The sequence below is a fragment of the Parasynechococcus marenigrum WH 8102 genome (assembly GCF_000195975.1).
Taxonomy (GTDB): Bacteria; Cyanobacteriota; Cyanobacteriia; order PCC-6307; family Cyanobiaceae; genus Parasynechococcus; species Parasynechococcus marisnigri.
In genome coordinates, this window is sequence record NC_005070.1 from 1676436 (window position 1) to 1697002 (window position 20567).

Sequence of the window (20567 nt, forward strand, 5' to 3'; positions counted from 1 at the left end):
GACCGTCAACCCGATCGCGTCAACCTAGGGAGAACGGTCTGCGTCGTCCGGTTTTGTCACCTGATCGTCGGACGATGGCACCTGGGACAACAGGCCACCAACAAGCAGCGCAACACCGATGGCTGTGGCCAGACCGCGGTTATCGGCCGCAGCGCCCTGTCCCCACACGGCCGTGGCCAGAAAAGCACCTCCAAGCAGGAGACAGGGCACCAGAACGATGCCTCGTGCAATGCGGTTATCGGCCATTCAGGCTGGCTCCGTGGGGCAGCTGTCAGCCGCCAGGCCAGCGGTCACCAGACCAGCGCTGAGATCCAGCTCATCACCGATGGGGGTGACCCTGGCCAGCAACTGGCCATCGTTGCGTCCCACCGGGCGGAGATTGACCCGCCTGCGGCGGGGCAGCTCCTGCCTCAACCAATCCACGGCGGCTGATTCCCCTTCAGGCTCAACATTGATGCAGGCCAGCTGAACCGTGTAGGTGCGGTTGCCATCACCCACCTGCAACAGCGACGCGGTACGTACCTGCAGCACTTCGGCCGCCGCTGCCGGTGAAACAGCAACGACGGCAACCAGCAACAACGCCAGCAAGCGGGTGATCACAAGGAGGCGCCGCACTGCGGACAGAAGCGATGTTCATGGGCAGTGATAGCGCCACAGGAGCTGCAGGTGCGGGTGGTGCCCATCGCCAGCTCCGGATGCGAGGGGAGACCCACCATCTGTGCATTGCTCTTGCCCGGCGGGACCATCGGGTAGCAGTTCTCTCCCCGCCGCACGTGCACATCAATCATCGTCGGGGTTGGTGATTGCAGGGCTGCAGCGAGGTCGCGGTGCAGCAACTCACGGTCGGTGATCTTGACGCCATCCACGCCGAAGGAACGGGCCAGGGCGATGAAATCAGGCATGCCATTGAGCATGTCGGAGGCGGAATAGCGCTCGTCGTAGAAGCTTTCCTGCCACTGACGCACCATGCCTTGCCAGTGGTTGTTGACGATCACCACCTTCACCGGCAGGCCATAGGCGGCCAGGGTTCCGAGTTCCTGGATGTTCATCAGGATGCTGGCATCACCGGCAATGCACACCACCTGCCGATCCGGCATGGCCACCTGAGCCCCCATGGCAGCCGGCATCCCGAAGCCCATCGTCCCGAGACCAGCGCTACTGATCCAGCCCCTGGGCCCGTTGCGCAGGTGCTGCGCAGCCCACATCTGATGCTGACCAACGTCCGTGGTGACGATTGCGTCGGGGGCCAGATCCCTCACCGCCAGCAGTACCTCCTGGGGGTAGATCGCCCCTTCCGCTGGCGGAATCGTGAGGGGATAACGATCCTTCCAGGTGTTGATGCGCTCCAGCCAGGCTGCAGTGCGGGGTTCCGCCGTGCGTTGCAGGCTGATCTCCACCATCCGCGCCAGGCTCAGGCCGAGATCACCGAGCACGGCAACATCAGCCTTGCGGTTTTTACCGATCTCCGCCGGATCGATCTCGAAGTGCACCACCCGGGCCCGGGGGGCGAAGGTGTCCAGCTTGCCGGTGACGCGGTCATCAAACCGTGCACCGACGGCGATCAACAGGTCGCATTCGGTGACGGCGAAGTTGGCGTAGGCGGTGCCATGCATACCGAGCATGCCCACCGAGAGAGCATCGTTCTCATCAAAGGCACCTTTTCCCATCAAGGTGGTGGTGACCGGGAGCTGATAACGCTCGGCCAGCATCCGCAGGCTGTCGTGGGCACAGGCAGAGATCGCCCCGCCACCCACGTACAGCAGCGGTCGTTGGGCCTGCTCGATCAGATCCAGTGCCGCTGCCACCGCAGCATCGAGCGGAGGTTCGGGCTGATGGAAACCGCCAGGGATGACGGAACCGGGTTCCACCGGCACGTAGTTGAACTGTTCCTGCCCCACATCCTTGGGGATGTCGATCAGCACGGGGCCGGGGCGACCGCTGGCGGCGATCAGAAACGCCTGGGCCACGATCGAACCCAGGTCAGCAGGGTCGCGCACCACCCAGGAATGCTTCACGATCGGCAGGGTGATACCGAAAATATCGGTTTCCTGAAAGGCATCGGTGCCGATGGCCGGGCGGGGAACCTGTCCGGTGATCACCACCATCGGCACAGAGTCCATCTGGGCTGTGGCGATGCCCGTCACCAGATTGGTGGCGCCTGGACCTGAGGTGCCGAAGCAGACACCAACCTTGCCGGTGGCCCTGGCGTAAGCATCAGCGGCATGGGTGCCGGCCTGCTCGTGGCGCACCAGGATGTGTTTCACCCAGCCTTCGCTCTCAGCGATGTGCAGGGCGTCGTAAATCGGCAGGATCGCCCCACCTGGGTAACCGAAGATCGTGTCCACCCCGTGGCGCCGCAGCGCATCCATCAACGCCGCAGCGCCGCTGATGGTCTGCGGTGCATTGGCATCCAGTCCACCGACAACCGTTGAGGCGGAAGTAAGGGTCACGGCAACTGGTCAGGAATGACCCTCAAGGTTAAGGGCCTGCAGCTCCCCTGGCTTACTCAGAGCAAACCGAGGGCGTGCAGCGGGCCATGGCCACTGATCAGCTCCAACAGAAACGCGGAAAAACCGAGCATGGCCAGGCGTCCGTTCCAGACCTCGGAACTGTTATTCCAACCCCATTCCCACTTTTCCTGGGGGTAGAGCTTCACTTTGGTGGGCAGTTCTGCCGCTGCGTCGAGGCTCACTTCAGGCCCCTCCAGGCTGGTGGTCACCAGATCCGCCAACCCCTCGATGAAGGGAGGGTAGGTATCAAGGGCACGCACCCTGCGGAAATTGACCACACCGGCTTCGGTGGCCAGCTCCCGGTATTCGATGTCGATCTCCTCGAGGGTTTCGATGTGCTCGCTGACAAAGCTGATGGGCACCACCACTAGATCGTTGGTCTTGGCCTCCCCCAGTTGCTCGAGCGCCTCCTCGGTGTAGGGCTTCAGCCATTCCACAGGACCCACTCGGCTCTGATACGCGAGGGTGTGGGGGTTGGAATGGCCCATGTGTTCCGCCAGGGATTTCATGATCAGATCGGTGCAGGCCTCGATCTGCTGCTGATATGGATCGCCGGCTTCCTCCACGTAGCTCTTGGGCACGCCATGGGCACTGAAAAAGACATGAGCCTTTTCCGGGTCGTCGCTATTGCGCACCTCTTCGGCGATCAGCTCAGCCATCGCCTTGATGTAGCCGGGGTGGTCAAACCAACTGCGGATGCAGCGGATCGGAAGCTGTTCGAAGGCTGCATCGCCCTGACGTAGCCGCTGTAGTTCCCTGAAGCTGGAACCGCTGGTGCTGATGGAGAAGTGGGGATAGAGCGGCAGCACCACCACTTCATCCATGCCATCCGCCTTCATATCAGCCACGGCGGACTCCGTGAATGGATGCCAGTACCGCATCGCGACGTAGGTGGTGGCATCTAGTCCACGCTGCCGCAGCAGACTCTGCAGTTCCCGGGCCTGCTGTTCGGTGATGCGGCGCAGTGGTGATCCGCCGCCGATGGAGCGATAGGCCTCCTGGGATTTACCGCTGCGAAGGGTGCTGATCAACCAGGCCAGGGGCTTTTGCAGCGCTGGGCTCGGTAGCCGGATGATCTCCGGATCAGCAAACAGGTTGTAGAGAAACGGTCCGACATCCTGAATGCGTTCGGGTCCCCCCAGATTCAGCAGGACGACGCCGACGCGGGACATGCCAACAACCGTGAAATCAGGGGCTTGAGCGTAACCCGCGTCAACGTCATCTTGGGCGCTGAAGCCTCAGCTATGGACCTTCGCAACAGCCTGAATGCCCTCAACGCGCAGCTGGCTGTCCAGGGGACACGGCTGCGCATCGAGCAACGGGGCCAGAGCCTCAACCTGAGGGGACCGCTGCCGCTGCGGGAAGAAACGTCCAAAACCAAGGTGCAGCGCATCAGCCTGGGGCTCCGGGCCGATGCCGCTGGCCTGCAGGAGGCCAGGGAGAGCCTGGATCAGGTTCAACGGCAGCTGGATCGTGAGCGCTTCAACTGGGAGGACTGGCAGAGCAAGCCGCGCGGATCAACCGGAACCGGTGCAGACGCAGCGATCGGCTCCTTCGAACAAGCCTTTTTCAGCGACCCCCGCCGTCGCCGCGCCGCCGCCGGCAGCCGCACCACCTGGAGTGGGGCCTACCTCCCCTACCTGAGACGCCTGCGCCACCTCAGCGGTGAAGCCCCACTCAACGCTGCATTGCTACTGCAAACCCTGCGCAGTTACGAGGATGGAAGCCGCAGTCGCCAGCAGTGTTCCACGGCCCTCGCGGCCCTGGCCCAGCATCTCGGCCTTGCCCTGCCGGAGGACTGGCGACAGGAAGCCGGCGGCTATGGGCTGCACCGGGCACGCTTCCGGCAGCTGCCGACAGACGCACAGATCCTCGAAGCGGTGCTGCGGATCCCCAACCCCCGATGGCGGCTGGCCTACGGCCTGATGGCCACCTATGGATTGCGCAACCACGAGGTGTTTTTCTGCGATCTCAGTGCCTTGGCCGAGCACGGTGACCGGGTGATCCGGGTGCTGCCCACCACCAAAACAGGTGAACACCAGGTGTGGCCATTCCAGCCTGAGTGGGTGGACCGCTTCAGCCTCACCAGCCTGGGGAGCTGTGAGGAGGCACTGCCGCAGATCCAGACCGATCTGCGCCGCACCACCCTGCAGCAGGTGGGGCGACGGGTGAGTGAACAGTTCCGCCGCTACGCCTTGCCGATCACCCCCTACGACCTGCGCCATGCCTGGGCCGTGCGCACCATCCACATCGGACTTCCCGATACCGTTGCCGCCAGGATGATGGGACACTCCGTGGCGATCCACACCCGCACGTATCACCACTGGATCACCCGTCGTGATCAACAGCAGGCGGTGGATGCAGCCCTGGCACGCCAGCAGGCCTGATGAGCTCCTTTCTGCGGCCACTGGCCTACCGGCATCGCTGGATCTACGACCTGGTGACGGCCGTCTCGTCGTTGAGTGTCGGCGGGGTGGCGCGGTTGCGAGGCTTGGGGTTGGAGGCTTTAGGCCCCCATCTCAACCCGGACGCCGCCGTGCTCGACCTCTGCTGCGGCAGCGGCGAGGCGGCCGCCCCCTGGCTGGAGGCCGGCTACCGCGTCACAGGGCTCGACATCTCACCGCGTGCCCTTGCCCTCGCGGCGCAACGGCATCCCGCGATGACCCGGGTGGAAGGATTGGCGGAAGACCCCCCACTGGCGGATGGAAGCTTCGCGGCCATCCAGCTGAGTGTGGCACTGCACGAATTCCCGCGGAGCGACCGGGAGGCGGTGCTGCGCAGCTGTCTGCGGCTGCTGCAACCCGGTGGCTGGCTGGTGGTGGTGGACCTGCACCCAGCAGGGCCATGGCTGCAGCTACCGCAGCAGTTGTTCTGTGCCCTGTTTGAAACCGACACCGCCACCGCCATGCTGGAGGACGACCTCCCCGCTCAGCTGAAGCAGCTGGGTTTCTCTGCGGTGAACCAGGAACTGTTGGCGGGTCAGGCTTTGCAACGCATCACCGCAACCCGTTCCGCAGCCAGCACGTCCTAATGAGCAGCAGCGATCTCGATCAATCCGCCGCCGAACTGGGCATGGGGGGCAAGCTCGCCCCTGAAGCCGACGATGCCGGTTACCGCAAGCGGATGGAACGGCGCCAGCAGGTGCAGAAACAGCGGGTGGAGGAACGCAACAAAGAAAAGGGATTAGTGCTGGTGTTCACCGGCCAGGGGAAGGGCAAAACCACCGCTGGGCTGGGGCTGGTGTTGCGCAGCCTGGGCCATGGCGAGCGGGTGGCGATCGTGCAGTTCATCAAGGGGGGATGGGAACCCGGAGAAGCACGGGCGCTGAAAGCCTTCGGCGATCAGGTGAGCTGGCATGCCCTTGGGGAGGGGTTCACATGGGAAACCCAGGACCGGGAACGGGATCAACAGCTGGTGGAAGAGGCCTGGCAAACCGCCCTGGGGTACCTGCGTGATGGCGCTGTGAAACTGGTCCTGCTGGACGAGCTGAATGTGGCCCTGAAGCTGGGCTACATCGACGCCGAAACGGTGATTGCCGGCTTGAACGATCGCCCGGAGCTCACCCATGTGGCGGTGACCGGCCGCGGGGCGCCCGCAGCTCTGGTGGAGAGAGCTGATCTAGTGACAGAGATGACCCTGGTCCACCACCCGTTCCGCGAGCAGGGCGTCAAGGCCCAGGCAGGAATCGAGTACTGACGATCAGGCTGTTGCTTCCAGATCCTCGTTGAGACGCTTGGTGGCTTCCGTCAACACGGAGAGGCCACTCACCAGCAAGGCCCGATGCACCACAGGATCCTTCCAGCAAGCGGGATCGCAGCTGGCCCGTTCCAGGGCCGACAGGGTCAGTCTGGCCATCACACCGCTGTGACTGCTTTCGGTCTCGGGCATCCGGTCGGAACGGTTCACCCATCCAAACGAGGGCAGGGTGATCTGGCCAGTACTTGCTACTGTCATTTGGATCTGGGAACCGGATGACCTATTCCCGTGTGCTGCTGAAGCTCAGCGGCGAAGCCCTGATGGGTACGCAGGGTTATGGAATCGACCCCGCCATCGTGAATTCGATCGCCTCCGACGTCGCCAAGGTGGTGGCCGGGGGCACGGAACTGGCCATCGTGGTGGGCGGCGGCAACATCTTCCGTGGCCTCAAAGGATCTGCGGCTGGGATGGAGCGGGCCACGGCGGACTACGTCGGCATGTTGGCCACGGTGATGAATGCCATCACTCTGCAGGACGGATTGGAGCGGGCCGGAGTCCCCACCCGGGTGCAAACGGCCATTGCGATGCAGGAAGTTGCGGAGCCATACATCCGCCGCAAGGCGATGCGACATCTGGAGAAGGGTCGGGTGGTGGTGTTCGGCGCCGGTTGCGGCAATCCCTTCTTCACCACCGACACCACCGCAGCCCTGCGGGCCGCTGAAATCAATGCCGATGTGGTGTTCAAGGCCACCAAGGTGGATGGGGTCTACGACAAGGATCCGGCCAAGCATGCCGACGCTGTGAAGCATGCCCATCTCACCTATCAGGATGTGCTGAGCGGTGAACTGGCCGTGATGGACAGCACCGCCATCGCCTTGTGCAAAGACAACAACATTCCGATTGTTGTTTTCAACCTGTTTGAACCTGGCAACATCGGCAGAGCCGTGGCCGGAGAACCCATCGGATCCCGCATCGGCAATCCCGCCTGACAACGCAGCCACGCCCGCACGCCTCTTTCCTCAGCAACCATGTCGACCCAGGACCTCGAAGCCAGCATGCGCAAGTCGGTGGAGGCCACCCAGCGCAACTTCAACACGATCCGCACCGGCCGGGCAAATTCCTCCCTGCTCGATCGGATCAGCGTGGAGTACTACGGCGCCGAGACACCGCTGAAATCCCTCGCCACGTTGTCGACCCCGGATTCCCAGACGATCCAAATCCAGCCCTTCGACATCAGCGCCCTGGCCTCGATCGAAAAGGCGATCGCCATGAGCGAGCTGGGCTTCACCCCCAACAACGACGGCAAGATCATCCGGATCAACGTGCCGCCCCTCACCGAAGAACGCCGCAAGGAATTCTGCAAGCTTGCCTCCAAATACGCAGAGGAAGGCAAGGTGGCCCTGCGCAACCTGCGCCGCGACGCGATCGACAAAGTCAAGAAGCAGGAAAAAGACGGCGACTTCTCGGAAGATCAAAGCCGTGATGAACAGGATGCCGTTCAAAAGACACTCGACAAGTTCATCGCCGAACTGGAGAAGCACTTGGCCGACAAGGAAGCCGACATTCTCAAGGTCTAGCTTTGCAGTGCGTTGAGCCGGTAACAGACCTGCCTGACATCGGCTCAATCAATCAGGAGAGTGCAATAAAACCAAGAGACTTGATTCGATCAGCTGAACCGAACGAGCCCCTAAAATACTGTTAATAATCCTTCCCGAGAAAACTTCAATTCAGAAGTCTGGGATTTTCAACGACCCCCTGAACAGCTGGGCAGCTTCCGGAGAACTGGACAATATGAATTCAAACGCACGCGCAAGGTATCTGCCGGTGCTTGCTATTGAACCGCGACGGTCGTGGGGCCTGAACAGTGCCGTCCCAAGAAATACGACTACCTTAACCATCAATAGTTGCTTAAAAAGACAAGTTCAAAGCCAAGACGCGAACCATGACTGAAGCGAATCCGACCGTCTCATCAGCAGAACCAACTGGCCTTGGCAATGACAACCACCGTGAATCAAATGTCAGCGACAAATCAGATCAAGAGGCCATCAAAAGAGAAGCAACTTTGTAAACCACTCCAATCAACAAAGCGATAATCAAGACAGATCCCAGCCAGGCGCCAAAGATCGAGGACGCAAAAATGATTGCGATCAAAAAGACGACCACGCCACAAATACCCTTCGCAACAAAAACAATCCAGTCCCTTACGGTGAACGCCTTAAATTGCGCCAAGAGAGAGGTTGGACGTCTTGGAGGCTCTGAAGAGGAAACAGTCTTGGCTTGCTGCGACGAACGAACAATGTCAAGCAGAGATTCAGGGCCGCCCATCTTTTCGTACTCAGCCAAAGTGATTCTGAGCAAGTCAGGCGAACTCAACGCATCGGGAATTGGCAAGTCAGGATCTTCTCCAACCACCAAAACGGTTAGATCATCACTCAATCTGCGACGAATACGAAAGCCCACCTGCATTGCCTTGAGTTCCAAACGCTCGCGCTGAACAACACCAAGTCCCAAGAAGATGATTCCCGGCTTTTCCATTATTAACGAAGCCCACAATCTAATACTGGACTCTTTTTAGCAGAGCATGCCCTCCAAAACAACTCAATTTGTTACGGAGCATTGCAGAATCTGGCGCCTCAAATCACCTTTCCCTCACAGAGCAAAGGACACACCCAGAGGATCAATGCCGAGACAGCTTTCAAAGAAGCGACCAGAAGGATCAGCATCATCGACATGAGGGTGGTAGGGCCAACACCACTCCAAGGATTACAGACATGTCTTTCGACAATGATGTTCGAGTCGTCAGGGCTCAACAAGAAACAATCATGAGACTGCTCGCTCAAACCATCACGCAGATGATGGCGCTGCATGGAGTCAGCAAGGAACCTGGCTGTGCATCAAGCGTTGAATTGATCGTGAGTCGTTGGCACAACCGCTAGTGAAGAGGCAGGGGTATGGATTAACGGGGAAGGGGCAGCGGTCGAAACATTGCTGTCTCATCTCTTTTTGACCTGTGTGCGCCTCATGGTTGGCGATGATGAATGGGTTACAGAAGGGCACTTGCAGAACGTGTTAAGACTCAACCTTGGCCAAAACCCAGTCCTTGACATCGTCGAGGTGTGAGCGTCAGTTCTGGTTGGATTCACGACACATTGATCGTCGGATCAGGGGCCGCCGGTGGAGCCGCAGCAGCCCACCTGGCGGCAGCTGGGCACAACGTGCTGGTACTAGAACGCGATGCCAAGCCGCGGATCAAACCCTGTGGTGGCGGCATGGCCGCATCAGTGCAGCAATGGTTTCCCTTCTCGCTCGAGCCGGCGGTGGAGCAGGTCATCGGGCGCGTGGATTTCAGCTGGTGTCTGGAGGATCCGGTGGTGGCCAACCTGCCGGGGGATGCGCCGTTTTGGATCGTGCGGCGCGAAAAGCTCGATCAACTCTTGGTGGATCAGGCCATTGGGGCAGGCGCGGAACGGCTCACAGGCGTTGAAGTCGTCGATATCTGCCGCAGCAGAGATGTGTGGGAAGTAACGGCAAGCGATGGTCGCCGTTGGCAAGCCAAGGCAGTGGTGATTGCCGATGGGTCGAATTCGCCTTGGCCCCAACGGCTCGGCCTTGGAGCCAAGCATCCACAGTTGGCAACCACCATGTCGGTACGACTGGAGGGTCAGGGCAATGTGGCCGATGGAAGTACCCGCTTTGAATTCGGACTGGTGAAGCAGGGCTTTGCCTGGGCGTTTCCGATCGCCGATGGAGTGAACATCGGTGTCGGCAGCTTCATCGGCAAACAAGACGCTGACCCAGATCAAGTTTTGGCTCAGCTCTTACCAGATCTAGGCTTCCCTGCCGATGCCGGTATCCGTCAGCGGGGCAAGCTGCGCGTTTGGAGTGGCCATCATCGCCTCGATGGCAACGGCATTGTGGTCGTCGGCGATGCAGCGTCGCTTTGCGATCCATTTTTGGCAGAAGGATTACGTCCCGCCCTGATGAGTGGCTGCGAGGCTGCTCGGCATCTGAACCAATGGCTCAAGGGCGACAGTAAGGATCTGCAGGGCTACAGCCGCACGATGCGAAAGCGCTGGGGGGAGTCGATGGCTTGGGGCCGGCGTATTTCGCAGGTTTTTTACAGATTCCCAGGAGTGGGCTATCAGCTTGGAATCAAGCGGCCCACCGCGCCACGGCGCATTGCCCAGATCCTGTCGGGAGAGCTGGGCTACGGCGACATCGCCCAGCGGGTAATCAAAAGGCTGCTGTTGCAGCGCAACTAAAGCTCAAGACTGAGTTGTCGTACACCGTTGTCATTGGAGCGCTTCTGGCGACGGCGACTGGCGGTGGGCTTAAGGCCCGCTTTACGGGAGCCATGCATGCGCTGAATCGCATCGGCATGACGATCAAAACCGGCTGAGCGGCGAATCTCCCAGATCCTGTCTTTGGCCAGCTGCATCGATGTGGTCACATCCACGATCGGGGCCGACCGACCGCCGCCGAGCATCCAGGGCTCATGGATGTGAATTGTGGACACATCCTTGAGTTCCGGGCACCACTGACGGATAAATACCCCCTGGGGGTCGTGATCCATGCCCTGCTTGATCGGGTTGTAGATCCGGATTGTGTTGATCGAGGTGCTTCCCGACTGCATCTGGCATTGGCTCCAATGGATTCCTGGTTCGTAATCGACAAACTGGCGAGCAAGATGCAATCCGCTGTCACGCCAGGGCAGCCAAAGGTTGTAACTGGCAAACGACATCAACATCGCCCGCATGCGGAAGTTGATCCAGCCATGGGCCTTCAGCGCCCGCATGCAGGCATCCACAAACGGCACACCAGTTCGGCCCTCAGTCCAGGCCGCCAAACGCTCGGCATTCGTCTCGCGGATGCCCCGCATGTACGGATGGAAATCGCTGAATTCAATCTCTGGCTGATCCTCCAGCTTCTGGATGAAGTGGCAATGCCAGTGCAGCCGCGATTCGAAGCTGCTGACGCCGCGACCGCTGTGGTGGCGGCTGGTCTGCAGCACCTCCCGCATCGAGAGGCAACCCCAAGCGAGGTATGCCGATAAGCGCGAACACCCCGTGAACGCCGATTTGGGGCTCGACATCGCCCGTTGATAACACGGAGCACGATGCTGCAGAAAATCGCGCAGCTCCCCCAGGCCGATTGAACGTCCGCCGGTTTGGCGTTGCGAGCAATCATCCGGCAACAGCTCAGGGCAAGGACGCTCCGGAATCACACCGGGATCGATCTCCTCCAAAGCGGGAACCCCAGCAGGGGCAGGAGTGATGGGCTCTGCCATCTGCTCCTCCCAGCGCTTGGCCCAGCCGTTGCGGCTGCGCATCCGCCGCGTCACGCCGAACTGCCGGATTTCACCCCACTGAATGCCATGCGCTCGCGCCCAGGCGCCCACGCGCTTGTCGCGCTGATACGTCCAGCCGTTACCGGTTTCCTCATGGCTCCACAGCCCATCCACCCCGAACTGACGTCGGGCCCGCTCCAGCACCTGCACCACATCACCTGAGCGCACCACCAAAGGCTGACCCAGCTCCGCCAGGGCTTGCCGTAACTCCAACAACGACTCCCTGCAAAACAACCACTGCCGCTCGGAAGCATCGGGCTGCTGCCACAACTCCGGCTCCACCACATAAAGCGGAAGCACAGGCCCACGTGCTGCCGCCTCCAGCAAGGGGCGGTGATCATCGACCCGCAGATCGCGCTTGAACCAGACGATCTGCAGAGACGACAACGGGGGTGATCAATTCACACCCATTTTGATGTCGCGCAGGCGCTCATCGATGGAGGCCAGCAGTTCGATGGCGAACATCGGTGCTTCTTGAACCGCAAACAGGAATTTTTCCCGGGTCATCTCGATCAAGCGGCAGTCCTCTATCGCCGTCGCTGTACCGAGACGCTGATGATCACCCATCACCAGAGCCCCTGCTCCGAACACGTGTCCAGAGGGAATATCCTCATGGCCCTGATTCCCTAAACTATCTTTCCAGGAGAGTCGAACCGAACCCTCGAGAATTCCGTACATCGTTAAACCTGAATCACCGCTATTGAACAAAACGTCGCCACTGTTCAAAGTCAACACTTCGCTCTTGCTCGCAAGAGCGCGCATCGTGTCAAGGGCGTGCATCGATTTGAATCCAGATCTTCAAAGTGTGGGGACTGAAATTCAAAAGGAAGTAAAGACCGCTCGATTCGTCACCCAACGGATCAAGCCGTGGTCAGGGTCAGTGCTGCACCGAAACCCTTACGCACCTCTTCAGGGGTCAGACGCCCGTCATGGTCGAGATCAAGGGCATCGAAGACGGCATCACTCCCCAGCCACTCATCACGGGTGATGCAGCCATCACCATTCATGTCATTAAGCATGAAAATCTCTTGAACCGCATGACGGAAGGCTTCACCCCCTTCGAGTTCAGCAAGGCGATGCGCCAGTTGATGCTCAAGGGTTTCGATGGCTTTGCTGAAGCCTTTAATCCCTTCGCCGAGCTTGTCCGTCGCCATGCGATCCGCCGCCATCATCGCGTCGAAGCGTTCGCGATCCACATGGATTTGTTCTTCACCGCCGCTGGGATTAGTCGCATCCAACTTCTGGCTTAAGGATGCATCGCTCTCGCGAAGCTGATCCAACAACTTGGGTGAGATGGTCAGCAAATCACAGCCAGCCAGTTCCGTGATCTCATCGAGGTTGCGGAAGCTGGCTCCCATGACTTCAGTTTTGTAGCCGTATGTCTTGTAGTAGTTGAAGATCCGGGTCACTGAGATCACGCCGGGATCTTCTGGGCCTGGATAGGAATCACGACCGGTGTCAGCTTTATACCAATCGAGGATACGTCCCACGAAGGGAGAAACCAAGGTCACGCCAGCTTCAGCACAGGCCACGGCCTGACCGAAACCGAACAAAAGGGTGAGGTTGCAGTGGATTCCCTCCTTCTCCAGCACTTCGGCCGCCTTGATGCCCTCCCAGGTAGACGCGATCTTGATCAGAACGCGGTCATTGCTGATGCCAGCATCGTTGTAAAGGCGTATCAGCTTGCGACCTTTCTCGATCGTCGCATCGGTGTCGTAGCTCAAGCGTGCATCGACTTCAGTAGACACACGACGGGGAACAATCTTGAGGATTTCCTTACCGAAAATCACACTGATTTCGTCCAGGGCTTCATGCACTACGTCTTCAACAGGAGCTGCATCACCGATGAGCTTGCGTGAGGAACGCAGCGCCTCATCAATCAAACTTTGATAAGCAGGTATTTGTGCAGCCGCCAGGATCAACGACGGGTTGGTCGTGGCGTCACGCGGCGTGAACTTACGGATTGCCTCGAGATCACCGGTATCCGCCACCACGACGGTCATCGCAGAGAGCTGGTCGAGCAGGGTTGCCATGGCGGGGACGTGGCACGTTTGTTGCAAACGTAGCTGCGATTTCAGAGCCGTCAGCTCGTCATCGCCTTGTTCAATTCTGCAGGTTTCGATGGGCTGATCTTCTCCACGATCAGCAGGGCGTCGATGATCTGCTTCGCCAACGGAACAGCCACCGTGGAGCCGTAGGCGTGAGCTCCCTGGGGCTCATCGACCACCACCAGAACCACATACCGCGGATCCTCAACAGGCAGGGTCGCCACAAAACTGCAGATCTTGGCTCCAGGCAGATAAATGCCGTTGAGCGCTTTCTGCGCCGTCCCTGTTTTGCCGGCGATGCGGTAACCGGGTGTCTTCACCCCCTTACCGCTGCCCTTGTCCACCACAGATTCCATCCAGGCCATCACCGTTCGGGTCACCTCAGGCTTCAGCAGGGGCTGACCGCCGGGGTCTGCCGCAGGCGCGAGAGCATCGCCAGAGCGAAACCCACGGGTGATGTGAGGACTCACCAAATGACCACCATTAGCTAAGACCCCATGAAGCTGGACCAATTTCAACGGGGTGAGCGAGAACCCTTGACCGAAGGCTGTGGTAGCCGGCTCAATCGGATGGGAGATGAACTGCTCTTTTGTCTTGAGCTGACCGGCAACAGCCCCAGGAAGATCCGTGTCCGGACGCCGATCAATCCCAAGACGATTCATCCAGTCCCAGTAGGTGTTGTGATCCAGGCGTTGCATCGCCTGCACCATGCCGACGTTGCTGGACACCTGCAGGACCTTGGCGAAATCCACCAGACCGTGGGCTTCCTTGTCGTGGTTGTTGATCGGCCAACCGCCGATGGTGAGCTGACCGACGTCATTCACACGGTCTTTGGGACGGATCGCTTTCTCTTGAAGCGCCAGAGCCAGATTGATCGGCTTGAAGGTGGACCCGGGTTCGTAGAGATCCTGCACGGACCACTCACGGAATCGTGCCGGTGAAAAGCGCCAGTAGCGATTGGGGTCGTAGGTCGGTGTTGACGCCAGCACCAGCAGTTCACCATTGGTGGCATCCATGACGATGGCGGCCGCCTTCTTGGCCTTCCACTTGGCGACCTGGGCCGCCAGAGCCTGAACAGCGAGCTCCTGCAGCCGGGCATCGAGGGTGAGCTGCAAGCGCAAGTCATCGCCATAGAACGCCCCAGGGGGCAGATCATCGGGAAGTGGTGTGCCGTCCGCACCGCGGCGCAGACGCCTGGACTGCTCATGCCTCAGCAGTTCAGCGTTCCTGCTCTGCTCAAGGCCCGCCTGGGGAACACGCTCGTCGTTGAGGAAACCGACGACGTTGGCAAAGAGTTCCCCCTGGGGATAGACCCGTTGGGGATAAGCCTCCAAATCCAGGCCGCTAATGCCCAGGGAACGGATGCGTTCAGCCGTCTCCGGATCCAGCCCTTCGGCGAGCTTGACCCCCGAGCGTCTCTGGCCCAGTTGCTTGAGAAGCTGCGGAGCCGGTTGGGCCAGGGGTGTAGCAAGCAGATCCACCACATCCTTAGGCGGTCGTACCAAGCCCGGGTCATCACCAGGAAGATTGAAGTAGCGCGGGTGAGCCCAGAGCCGAAAACGGACTTCATCCATCGCCACCAGTCGACCGTTGCGATCGACGATCGGGCGGCGTTGCCCCAATGTTGTGCTGGTCTGGGTCTGAAGGCGACGGGCTCTGGACTCCAGCTCACCCGTCTGGACCACCTGCAGCCAAGCCATCCGACCCACCAGACCAACAAGGCCAGTGCATAGGATCAGGAAAACAATCCACAGCCGCCTGGGGGGGACCTTGGCCAGGGGGACGACACGAGGGCGTGGCCGTCTCCGGGATGGAGGAGAAACGGTCCGGGGCATCAGTAGCCGGGGTGGATCCGCCGTTGCGTCAGTTGCTCCAGGGACTGCAGCAGATCGGGTCGTGGTGAAGTCGCAGCTGGAATCGTGGCTGGCTGCTCGAGGTAGACGAGGTTGACCACCTTGGTTGGGACCAGATCTTCAGGTCGGCTGGTGCCGCGGAGAAGATTCTGCTCAAGAACAGCTGTGGACTCCGTCAGGCGATGGGCCAGCAGTCTTGTGGCATCCAAGCGCTGAAAGGCCACGGTCCAACGGTGCTGCCAGTGCAGAGTGAAACCGGCCAGAACCGCAAGGGCGGCAAACACCCCGAGCAGACTGCCATCAGCAACACGATGCAGTCCCCCAATCAGAGGAGAACGCCGTGCAATCCGGCCGGCTGACAACGAGCCCTGGATCAGCTCGAGGGCTGTTGTTGAGGGGCGCTGTTCCGGAGCGGCGACCACCGGAGTTACAGGCGAATGTGCCAGTCAACCACTCACAACTGGCCACTGCAAGGCTTACAGGAGGAGCAAATTCACGAATGTGACCGCATTCCAGAGGGCATGCATCAACACGCAGGGAAACAGTCGTCCACTCGATAAACGCACCAGAGCGAGCCCAATCCCCAGCACGGTGAGCGGGGCCAGTTCGCCGATGCTGATGTGTGCCACTCCGAACAGCAGACCGCTAAGCACTACACCTGTCACCGAACCGGTCCGACGGGCCAGCACCGGCAGCAGCGTGCCGCGGAAAATCACTTCTTCGAACAGGGGAGCCAGCACCACCGCAGTCAACGCCAGCAGGGACAGTGCCAGCGGATCCCGACTGTCCAGCACCAGTTCCAGCAACGGATTACTTCCTCCGGGATCTCCGAACAGCCGCACCAGCAACCAACCGGTAAGCACGACGATGGGGGTGACCTTGCACCAGCCGGCCAGAGCGGTGAAGAAGGCTCCTGACAGCGGCCGCCACCGCCACTGCAGCCAGCCCCCTTCGGGCGTGATGTCTTTGGGCAGGCTGGCCAGCTGACGCCGCAGGATCAACAGGCTGGGTAAGGCCATCACGCTGTAGTTGATGACCACTCCCACCGCTTCCCGACGAGGGCTGTCCAATCCAGCGGTCAGCCTGGAGACCAGTGGCAGGACCAGCAGCGGAACACCGACGGCACTGATCACGACAAATCCACCGGCCACCAGCAGAGCCATGTCCAGCAGAGTGAGGGTCGGACCTTTGAGATCCGGCCAGCTCTCACGGCGGCCACGCCAGAGACGCCAGCCCTGACCAAGCAGCAGGGCCGTGCCAGTGACGGCTGTGATCAGCGGCAGCAGGGCACTCACGGACAAACGAACGGCCGCGGATCGAGCCACGGCCGGGTTGATGCAGTCGCCAGAGGCGCCTCCGCGAGCTTCGCAAAGCAGTCGATCCAGCAGCGGATCGTCTGCCGCATCGATCTCCGGCACCGTCGCCACTTCGTTCTGCAGCAGGTCCAACAGCTGGGTCTGACGCCAGGAACGATCAGCTGCAGGGATTTGCTCCAGCGACCCCTTGAGGATGGTGCGCGGGTTCTCGCCCCCCCTTAAAACTGAACCCAACGTGTCCGGCAGAGCCGGTTCAGCCAACAGCTGAACTTCCTGCTGCTGAAGGTTGAGACTCGGCGCTACGGAAGGCCTTGAGAGGCTGTTCACCAGACCCGACGTCCAGATCAAGGCAGCCACCAGCAGGGACAGGGCCCCAAGCAGATTTTTCCAAGGCGGAACGGGGGCCTGGCGAGGGGAGCTGGGGGACACCAGGTGGGCTCGACTACACCCGATTGTCCCTCTAAAGGGCTTGCCCCATACGATGGCCGCGCCTTGACGCTGAACGGTGACCCTCCGCCTACTCCTGGTCCGCCACGGTCTGAGCAGCTTCAACAAGGAACGTCGCATCCAGGGTCGCGACGACCTGTCCAACCTGAGCGAGGAGGGACACGAGCAGGCTCGCCGGCTCGGCGCCAGCCTGACGGAGGTTCCCTTCGACGCGATCTACAGCTCCCCCCTGCAACGGGCGGCATCCACCACGGCCTCGCTGCTTGAGGGGCGCGGCGGTTCGGCACCGACACCGGTGTTCGATGACGGGCTGTTGGAGGTGGACCTGGAGCCCTGGTCGGGGATGAGCATCGATGAGCTCACGGAACGCCACCCCGTGGATTTCGCCACCTGGAAGCGCCAGCCACTGGAACTGGACCTGCAGCGGCGGGACGGCAGCAGCTATCGCCCGCTGGTGGAGCTGATGGATCAGGCCCGCAGCTTCGTGGATGGCCTGCTCCAACGCCACCCGGTTGACCAGGACGGCACGGTGCTGGTGGTGGCCCACAACGCCATCCTCCGTTGCCTGATGCTCACCCTGCTCGGAGAACCCGAGCAGGGATTCCGACGACTCAGGGTCGACAACACCTCACTCTCGATCTTCAACCTGAGACCTGGGGTCGATCAGCCACAGGTGCAGATTGAGTGCCTCAACAGCACCACCCATTTGCAACCGCTGCCGGACAGGGGGAAGGGTGCCCGATTGATCCTGGTGCGCCACGGCGAGACCGACTGGAACAAGGCGGGGCGTTTTCAGGGGCAGATCGACATCCCCCTCAACGACCATGGCCGCAGCCAGGCAGCCGCCGCACGCGATTTCCTCAAGGATGTGTCCATCGATCGTGCCTGGAGCAGCACGCTCTCCCGGCCGACCAAAACCGCGGAGATCATCCTCGAAGCCCATTCCGGGGTGCCCCTCACGCAGATCGATGGCCTCGTGGAAATCGGCCATGGACTCTGGGAAGGCAAGCTCGAATCCGAGATCCGGGAGGGGTGGTCCGAGCTGCTGGACACCTGGAAGCGTTCTCCTGAAACGGTTCAGATGCCGGAGGGCGAGACGATTCAAGACGTCTGGGCCCGCTCCGTTACCAGCTGGCAGGAGATCGCCAAAGGGCTGAAACCCGAGGAGACCGCCCTTGTTGTGGCCCATGATGCCGTCAACAAGACCATCCTTTGCGATCTGCTCGGCCTGACACCTGCCGACATCTGGGCGGTGAAGCAGGGCAATGGCGGGGTCACCGTGGTCGACATCACTCCGGATCCGAGCCAGCCTGCAGTGGTGACCTGTCTCAACCTCACGTCCCACTTCGGGAGTGTGATCGATCGGACCGCCGCGGGCGCCCTCTGACCCATGCACGACACCCTGCTGCTGGATCCGGTGCGGATCCTGCATGGTCCCGGAACGGAGCTTCAGCAGGGTGCTGCCCTGATCGAATCAGGTGTTCTCAGCGGCTTCGGTGATGCAGCACGCACAGCAGCGGCGCGACTGGGAATTCAAGCGACCGTTGCCCCCCAGCAACTTCTGGCCCCCTGCCTGGTGGACCCCCATACGGTTCTGCCTTCACCGATCAGCGGGCCAACGGAAACGATCCGCAGCCTGCGGCGTTGCGCTGCGGCAGGGGGATACGGCCAGGTGGCCCTGTTACCGCGAGGGCAGAGCTGGCGGGATCAGCCGGAGCGCCTGATCGGCCTGCAGAACGCGGACCCGTCGTCGGTTCACCTGCCCCTCTGGGGAGGTTTCAGCCTGAACGGCAAAGGAGACGAGCTGGCACCCCACGGCGATCTGCTGGAACACGGTGCCATCGGCCTTGCCGATGACGATGCCGTTGTGCCATTGCCGCTGCTGGAGAGAGGTCTGCTGCTCGGCGAAATGGGATCCTGCCCCGTGCTGATTGCCCCCAGGGATCCGAATCTCCAGGGGGACGGCCTGGCTCGGGAGGGTGTCGAGACCCTGCGGGCGGGCTGGGCACCCGATCCCTTGATCAGCGAACTGCTGCCCCTTCAACAGCTGCTGGCCCTGCAGCAACGTCATCCCGACCGGCAGCTGCGGTTAATGAACATCTCCACAGCTGCGGCTGTGGACCTCCTCGGCCAGGCCGACCCACAGCTGAAGGCCAGTGTGTGTTGGTGGCATCTGCTGGTCGATGGCAGCAGCCTCTCCAGCACTGATCCAGGCTGCCGTGTGCGTCCATCACTGGGGGGAGCTGCGGACAGGTTGCGCCTGCGTTCAGCCCTGCAGTCCGGCCTGATTCAGGCGGTCGCCGTGCATGCCGTGCCGCTTGATGAGGAAGACATGTTGCTGCCGGCGGATCAGCGGCCTCCAGGCCTGAGTGGGCACCACCTCGTGATGCCGGCGCTCTGGTCTGCCTTGGTTGATCAGGGTGACCTCTCGATCGAATCCCTCTGGGAGCTGCTCAGTTTCGGTCCGTCCGCTTTTTTGGACCAGCCGGCGGAATCGCTGCTGATCGGCAGCCGCCGTTGGCTGCTGTTTGACCCCGAGATCAGCTGGACGGTGAGCCGCGATGATCCAGCAGCACCGGGAGCCGCCAACCTCCCCTGGCTGGGACGCACCCTGCAGGGGCGGGTGGTGGCCTGCGGCCTCAGTCGTTGAGAAGACCGAAACGGTTGAAGGGCCAGAAGCGGAACACGGCCCGGCCGATGATCTCCTGCTCCGGCAGGAAAGCCCCACCTGGCCAGAAACGTCCGTCCCAACTGTTGCGGCGGTTGTCACCCAACACGAGCACCGAGCCCTTGGGAACGGTGACGTTGAGTGTTCGACAGGGACTCATTCCCTGCTGATTGACCAGGCAGGCCTGACCCACATAAGGCTCCTCGATGCGCTGTCCGTTGAGGGTGACCGCTCCACTGGGGCTGACCTCAACTCGATCGCCGCCAATGGCGATCACCCGCTTGATGTAGGCGTCGCAAGCGGGATTGCCCAGTCCAGGGATCAGGCCGAGCAAGGGAAGGTTGACCAGGGCACAGCGCACCGCTGAAGGACGCACCGGCGTCTTCAAGGCCGGGTCAAAGGCATAGGGGGAGTTGAAGACGACGATCTCTCCACGCTTCGGGGGGCGTGATCGGTAAGTGAGCTTCTCCACCAGCAGCCGATCCTGGATCTGAAGGCCAGGCAGCATCGACCCTGAGGGGATGTATCGAGCTTCAACCAAGACCTGACGAATGCCCAGATACAGGGCGAACATGAAAAGAATTGGCCCCCAGAAATCCCAGAAGGGATGTTGATTTCCCGCGTTTGTCTTTGAACGATCGCTTGCCAACTGGCCCTTTCCGGGGAAATCTGGCCCACGATA

21 protein-coding genes are annotated in these 20567 nt (G+C 61.1%); 8 read left to right on the top strand and 13 right to left on the bottom strand.

Annotated elements, in window-relative coordinates; genetic code table 11:
• Positions 1-24: 24 nt before the first annotated feature.
• The 4 genes from TX72_RS08795 to hemH are packed head-to-tail and all read right to left on the bottom strand — an operon-like array spanning position 25 to position 3682.
• A complete protein-coding gene (locus TX72_RS08795) occupies positions 25-246 on the bottom strand; it encodes a GIVxVP protein (protein ID WP_042503752.1) in 222 nt (73 codons plus the stop codon).
• On the bottom strand, positions 247-615 hold the full coding sequence (locus tag TX72_RS08800) for a hypothetical protein (protein ID WP_011128605.1): 369 nt from the start codon (positions 613-615) through the stop codon (positions 247-249). It lies immediately after the preceding gene.
• Positions 597-2450: a biosynthetic-type acetolactate synthase large subunit gene (gene ilvB, locus TX72_RS08805; protein WP_011128606.1), complete on the bottom strand. Its 1854-nt coding sequence runs from the start codon at positions 2448-2450 to the stop codon at positions 597-599. The genes TX72_RS08800 and ilvB overlap by 19 nt, the downstream gene beginning before the upstream one ends.
• Before the next feature lie 56 nt (positions 2451-2506).
• The gene (gene hemH / locus TX72_RS08810; RefSeq protein ID WP_011128607.1) at positions 2507-3682 is read right to left on the bottom strand and encodes a ferrochelatase; all 1176 of its coding nucleotides are present in this window, start codon (positions 3680-3682) and stop codon (positions 2507-2509) included.
• Between the two features lie 72 nt (positions 3683-3754).
• On the opposite strand from hemH, the gene TX72_RS08815 reads away from it, so the two are divergent.
• Genes TX72_RS08815 through cobO form a run of 3 tightly spaced genes read left to right on the top strand, consistent with a single transcriptional unit; the run spans position 3755 to position 6206 of the window.
• Entirely contained in the window at positions 3755-4897 is a 1143-nt protein-coding gene (locus TX72_RS08815) for a site-specific integrase (RefSeq protein ID WP_042503754.1), read from the top strand.
• Complete coding sequence (locus tag TX72_RS08820; RefSeq protein ID WP_011128609.1) at positions 4897-5541, top strand: class I SAM-dependent methyltransferase; 645 nt, start codon at positions 4897-4899, stop codon at positions 5539-5541. The genes TX72_RS08815 and TX72_RS08820 overlap by 1 nt, the downstream gene beginning before the upstream one ends.
• A complete protein-coding gene (gene cobO / locus TX72_RS08825; protein WP_011128610.1) occupies positions 5541-6206 on the top strand; it encodes a cob(I)yrinic acid a,c-diamide adenosyltransferase in 666 nt (221 codons plus the stop codon). Before TX72_RS08820 ends, cobO begins: the two co-directional genes overlap by 1 nt.
• Positions 6207-6209: 3 nt before the next feature.
• Here cobO and TX72_RS08830 read toward each other — a convergent pair whose 3' ends face one another.
• Positions 6210-6398: a hypothetical protein gene (locus tag TX72_RS08830; protein WP_042504393.1), complete on the bottom strand. Its 189-nt coding sequence runs from the start codon at positions 6396-6398 to the stop codon at positions 6210-6212.
• Positions 6399-6481: 83 nt separating this feature from the next.
• Here TX72_RS08830 and pyrH point away from each other — a divergent pair, with 83 nt between their 5' ends.
• Both pyrH and frr read left to right on the top strand, forming a co-directional pair.
• Positions 6482-7195, top strand: a complete 714-nt coding sequence (pyrH, locus tag TX72_RS08835) for a UMP kinase (RefSeq protein WP_011128612.1) — start codon at positions 6482-6484, stop codon at positions 7193-7195.
• A gap of 39 nt (positions 7196-7234) precedes the next feature.
• Positions 7235-7783, top strand: a complete 549-nt coding sequence (frr, locus tag TX72_RS08840; protein ID WP_011128613.1) for a ribosome recycling factor — start codon at positions 7235-7237, stop codon at positions 7781-7783.
• A 457-nt stretch (positions 7784-8240) separates the two neighbouring features.
• Here the strand turns inward: frr and TX72_RS08845 are convergent, their stop codons facing one another.
• Complete coding sequence (locus TX72_RS08845) at positions 8241-8741, bottom strand: hypothetical protein (protein WP_011128614.1); 501 nt, start codon at positions 8739-8741, stop codon at positions 8241-8243.
• A 581-nt stretch (positions 8742-9322) separates the two neighbouring features.
• Between TX72_RS08845 and TX72_RS08850 the strand changes: the two genes are divergently transcribed.
• A complete protein-coding gene (locus tag TX72_RS08850) occupies positions 9323-10468 on the top strand; it encodes an NAD(P)/FAD-dependent oxidoreductase (RefSeq protein ID WP_011128616.1) in 1146 nt (381 codons plus the stop codon).
• Here TX72_RS08850 and TX72_RS08855 read toward each other — a convergent pair.
• The 6 genes from TX72_RS08855 to TX72_RS08880 all read right to left on the bottom strand — a co-directional run bounded on the left by TX72_RS08855 (position 10465) and on the right by TX72_RS08880 (position 17199).
• The gene (locus TX72_RS08855; RefSeq protein WP_011128617.1) at positions 10465-11940 is read right to left on the bottom strand and encodes an FAD-binding domain-containing protein; all 1476 of its coding nucleotides are present in this window, start codon (positions 11938-11940) and stop codon (positions 10465-10467) included. The two genes, TX72_RS08850 and TX72_RS08855, sit on opposite strands and share 4 nt — an antisense overlap.
• Positions 11941-11949: 9 nt before the next feature.
• Positions 11950-12333, bottom strand: coding sequence for a Crp/Fnr family transcriptional regulator (locus tag TX72_RS08860; protein ID WP_011128618.1), 384 nt, complete (start codon positions 12331-12333; stop codon positions 11950-11952).
• Between the two features lie 80 nt (positions 12334-12413).
• Positions 12414-13586 carry a transaldolase gene (locus tag TX72_RS08865; RefSeq protein WP_011128619.1) on the bottom strand — a complete coding sequence of 391 codons (1173 nt, stop codon included), beginning with the start codon at positions 13584-13586 and terminating at the stop codon, positions 12414-12416.
• A gap of 50 nt (positions 13587-13636) precedes the next feature.
• Positions 13637-15436: a peptidoglycan D,D-transpeptidase FtsI family protein gene (locus TX72_RS08870; RefSeq protein ID WP_011128620.1), complete on the bottom strand. Its 1800-nt coding sequence runs from the start codon at positions 15434-15436 to the stop codon at positions 13637-13639.
• The gene (locus TX72_RS08875; protein WP_011128621.1) at positions 15436-15876 is read right to left on the bottom strand and encodes a hypothetical protein; all 441 of its coding nucleotides are present in this window, start codon (positions 15874-15876) and stop codon (positions 15436-15438) included. The genes TX72_RS08870 and TX72_RS08875 overlap by 1 nt, the downstream gene beginning before the upstream one ends.
• A 54-nt stretch (positions 15877-15930) precedes the next feature.
• Complete coding sequence (locus TX72_RS08880) at positions 15931-17199, bottom strand: CPBP family intramembrane glutamic endopeptidase (protein ID WP_011128622.1); 1269 nt, start codon at positions 17197-17199, stop codon at positions 15931-15933.
• Positions 17200-17275: 76 nt separating this feature from the next.
• Here TX72_RS08880 and TX72_RS08885 point away from each other — a divergent pair, with 76 nt between their 5' ends.
• Positions 17276-18604 carry a histidine phosphatase family protein gene (locus TX72_RS08885; protein WP_011128623.1) on the top strand — a complete coding sequence of 443 codons (1329 nt, stop codon included), beginning with the start codon at positions 17276-17278 and terminating at the stop codon, positions 18602-18604.
• 3 nt (positions 18605-18607) lie between these two features.
• Positions 18608-19867, top strand: a complete 1260-nt coding sequence (locus TX72_RS08890; RefSeq protein WP_011128624.1) for an amidohydrolase family protein — start codon at positions 18608-18610, stop codon at positions 19865-19867.
• Here the strand turns inward: TX72_RS08890 and lepB are convergent.
• Positions 19857-20534, bottom strand: coding sequence for a signal peptidase I (gene lepB / locus TX72_RS08895; RefSeq protein WP_011128625.1), 678 nt, complete (start codon positions 20532-20534; stop codon positions 19857-19859). The two genes, TX72_RS08890 and lepB, sit on opposite strands and share 11 nt — an antisense overlap.
• Between the last annotated feature and the right edge of the window lie 33 nt (positions 20535-20567).

Excerpts from the sequence above, each read along its gene's own strand:
- TX72_RS08815 (WP_042503754.1), top strand. The coding sequence starts at position 3,755 with ATGGACCTTCGCAACAGCCTGAATGCCCTCAACGCGCAGCTGGCTGTC.
- frr (WP_011128613.1), top strand. The coding sequence starts at position 7,235 with ATGTCGACCCAGGACCTCGAAGCCAGCATGCGCAAGTCGGTGGAGGCC.
- TX72_RS08860 (WP_011128618.1), bottom strand. The coding sequence starts at position 12,333 with ATGCACGCCCTTGACACGATGCGCGCTCTTGCGAGCAAGAGCGAAGTG.
- TX72_RS08865 (WP_011128619.1), bottom strand. The coding sequence starts at position 13,586 with ATGGCAACCCTGCTCGACCAGCTCTCTGCGATGACCGTCGTGGTGGCG.
- TX72_RS08820 (WP_011128609.1), top strand. The coding sequence starts at position 4,897 with ATGAGCTCCTTTCTGCGGCCACTGGCCTACCGGCATCGCTGGATCTAC.
- pyrH (WP_011128612.1), top strand. The coding sequence starts at position 6,482 with ATGACCTATTCCCGTGTGCTGCTGAAGCTCAGCGGCGAAGCCCTGATG.
- TX72_RS08795 (WP_042503752.1), bottom strand. The coding sequence starts at position 246 with ATGGCCGATAACCGCATTGCACGAGGCATCGTTCTGGTGCCCTGTCTC.
- cobO (WP_011128610.1), top strand. The coding sequence starts at position 5,541 with ATGAGCAGCAGCGATCTCGATCAATCCGCCGCCGAACTGGGCATGGGG.
- hemH (WP_011128607.1), bottom strand. The coding sequence starts at position 3,682 with ATGTCCCGCGTCGGCGTCGTCCTGCTGAATCTGGGGGGACCCGAACGC.
- TX72_RS08845 (WP_011128614.1), bottom strand. The coding sequence starts at position 8,741 with ATGGAAAAGCCGGGAATCATCTTCTTGGGACTTGGTGTTGTTCAGCGC.
- TX72_RS08890 (WP_011128624.1), top strand. The coding sequence starts at position 18,608 with ATGCACGACACCCTGCTGCTGGATCCGGTGCGGATCCTGCATGGTCCC.
- TX72_RS08870 (WP_011128620.1), bottom strand. The coding sequence starts at position 15,436 with ATGCCCCGGACCGTTTCTCCTCCATCCCGGAGACGGCCACGCCCTCGT.
- TX72_RS08830 (WP_042504393.1), bottom strand. The coding sequence starts at position 6,398 with ATGCCCGAGACCGAAAGCAGTCACAGCGGTGTGATGGCCAGACTGACC.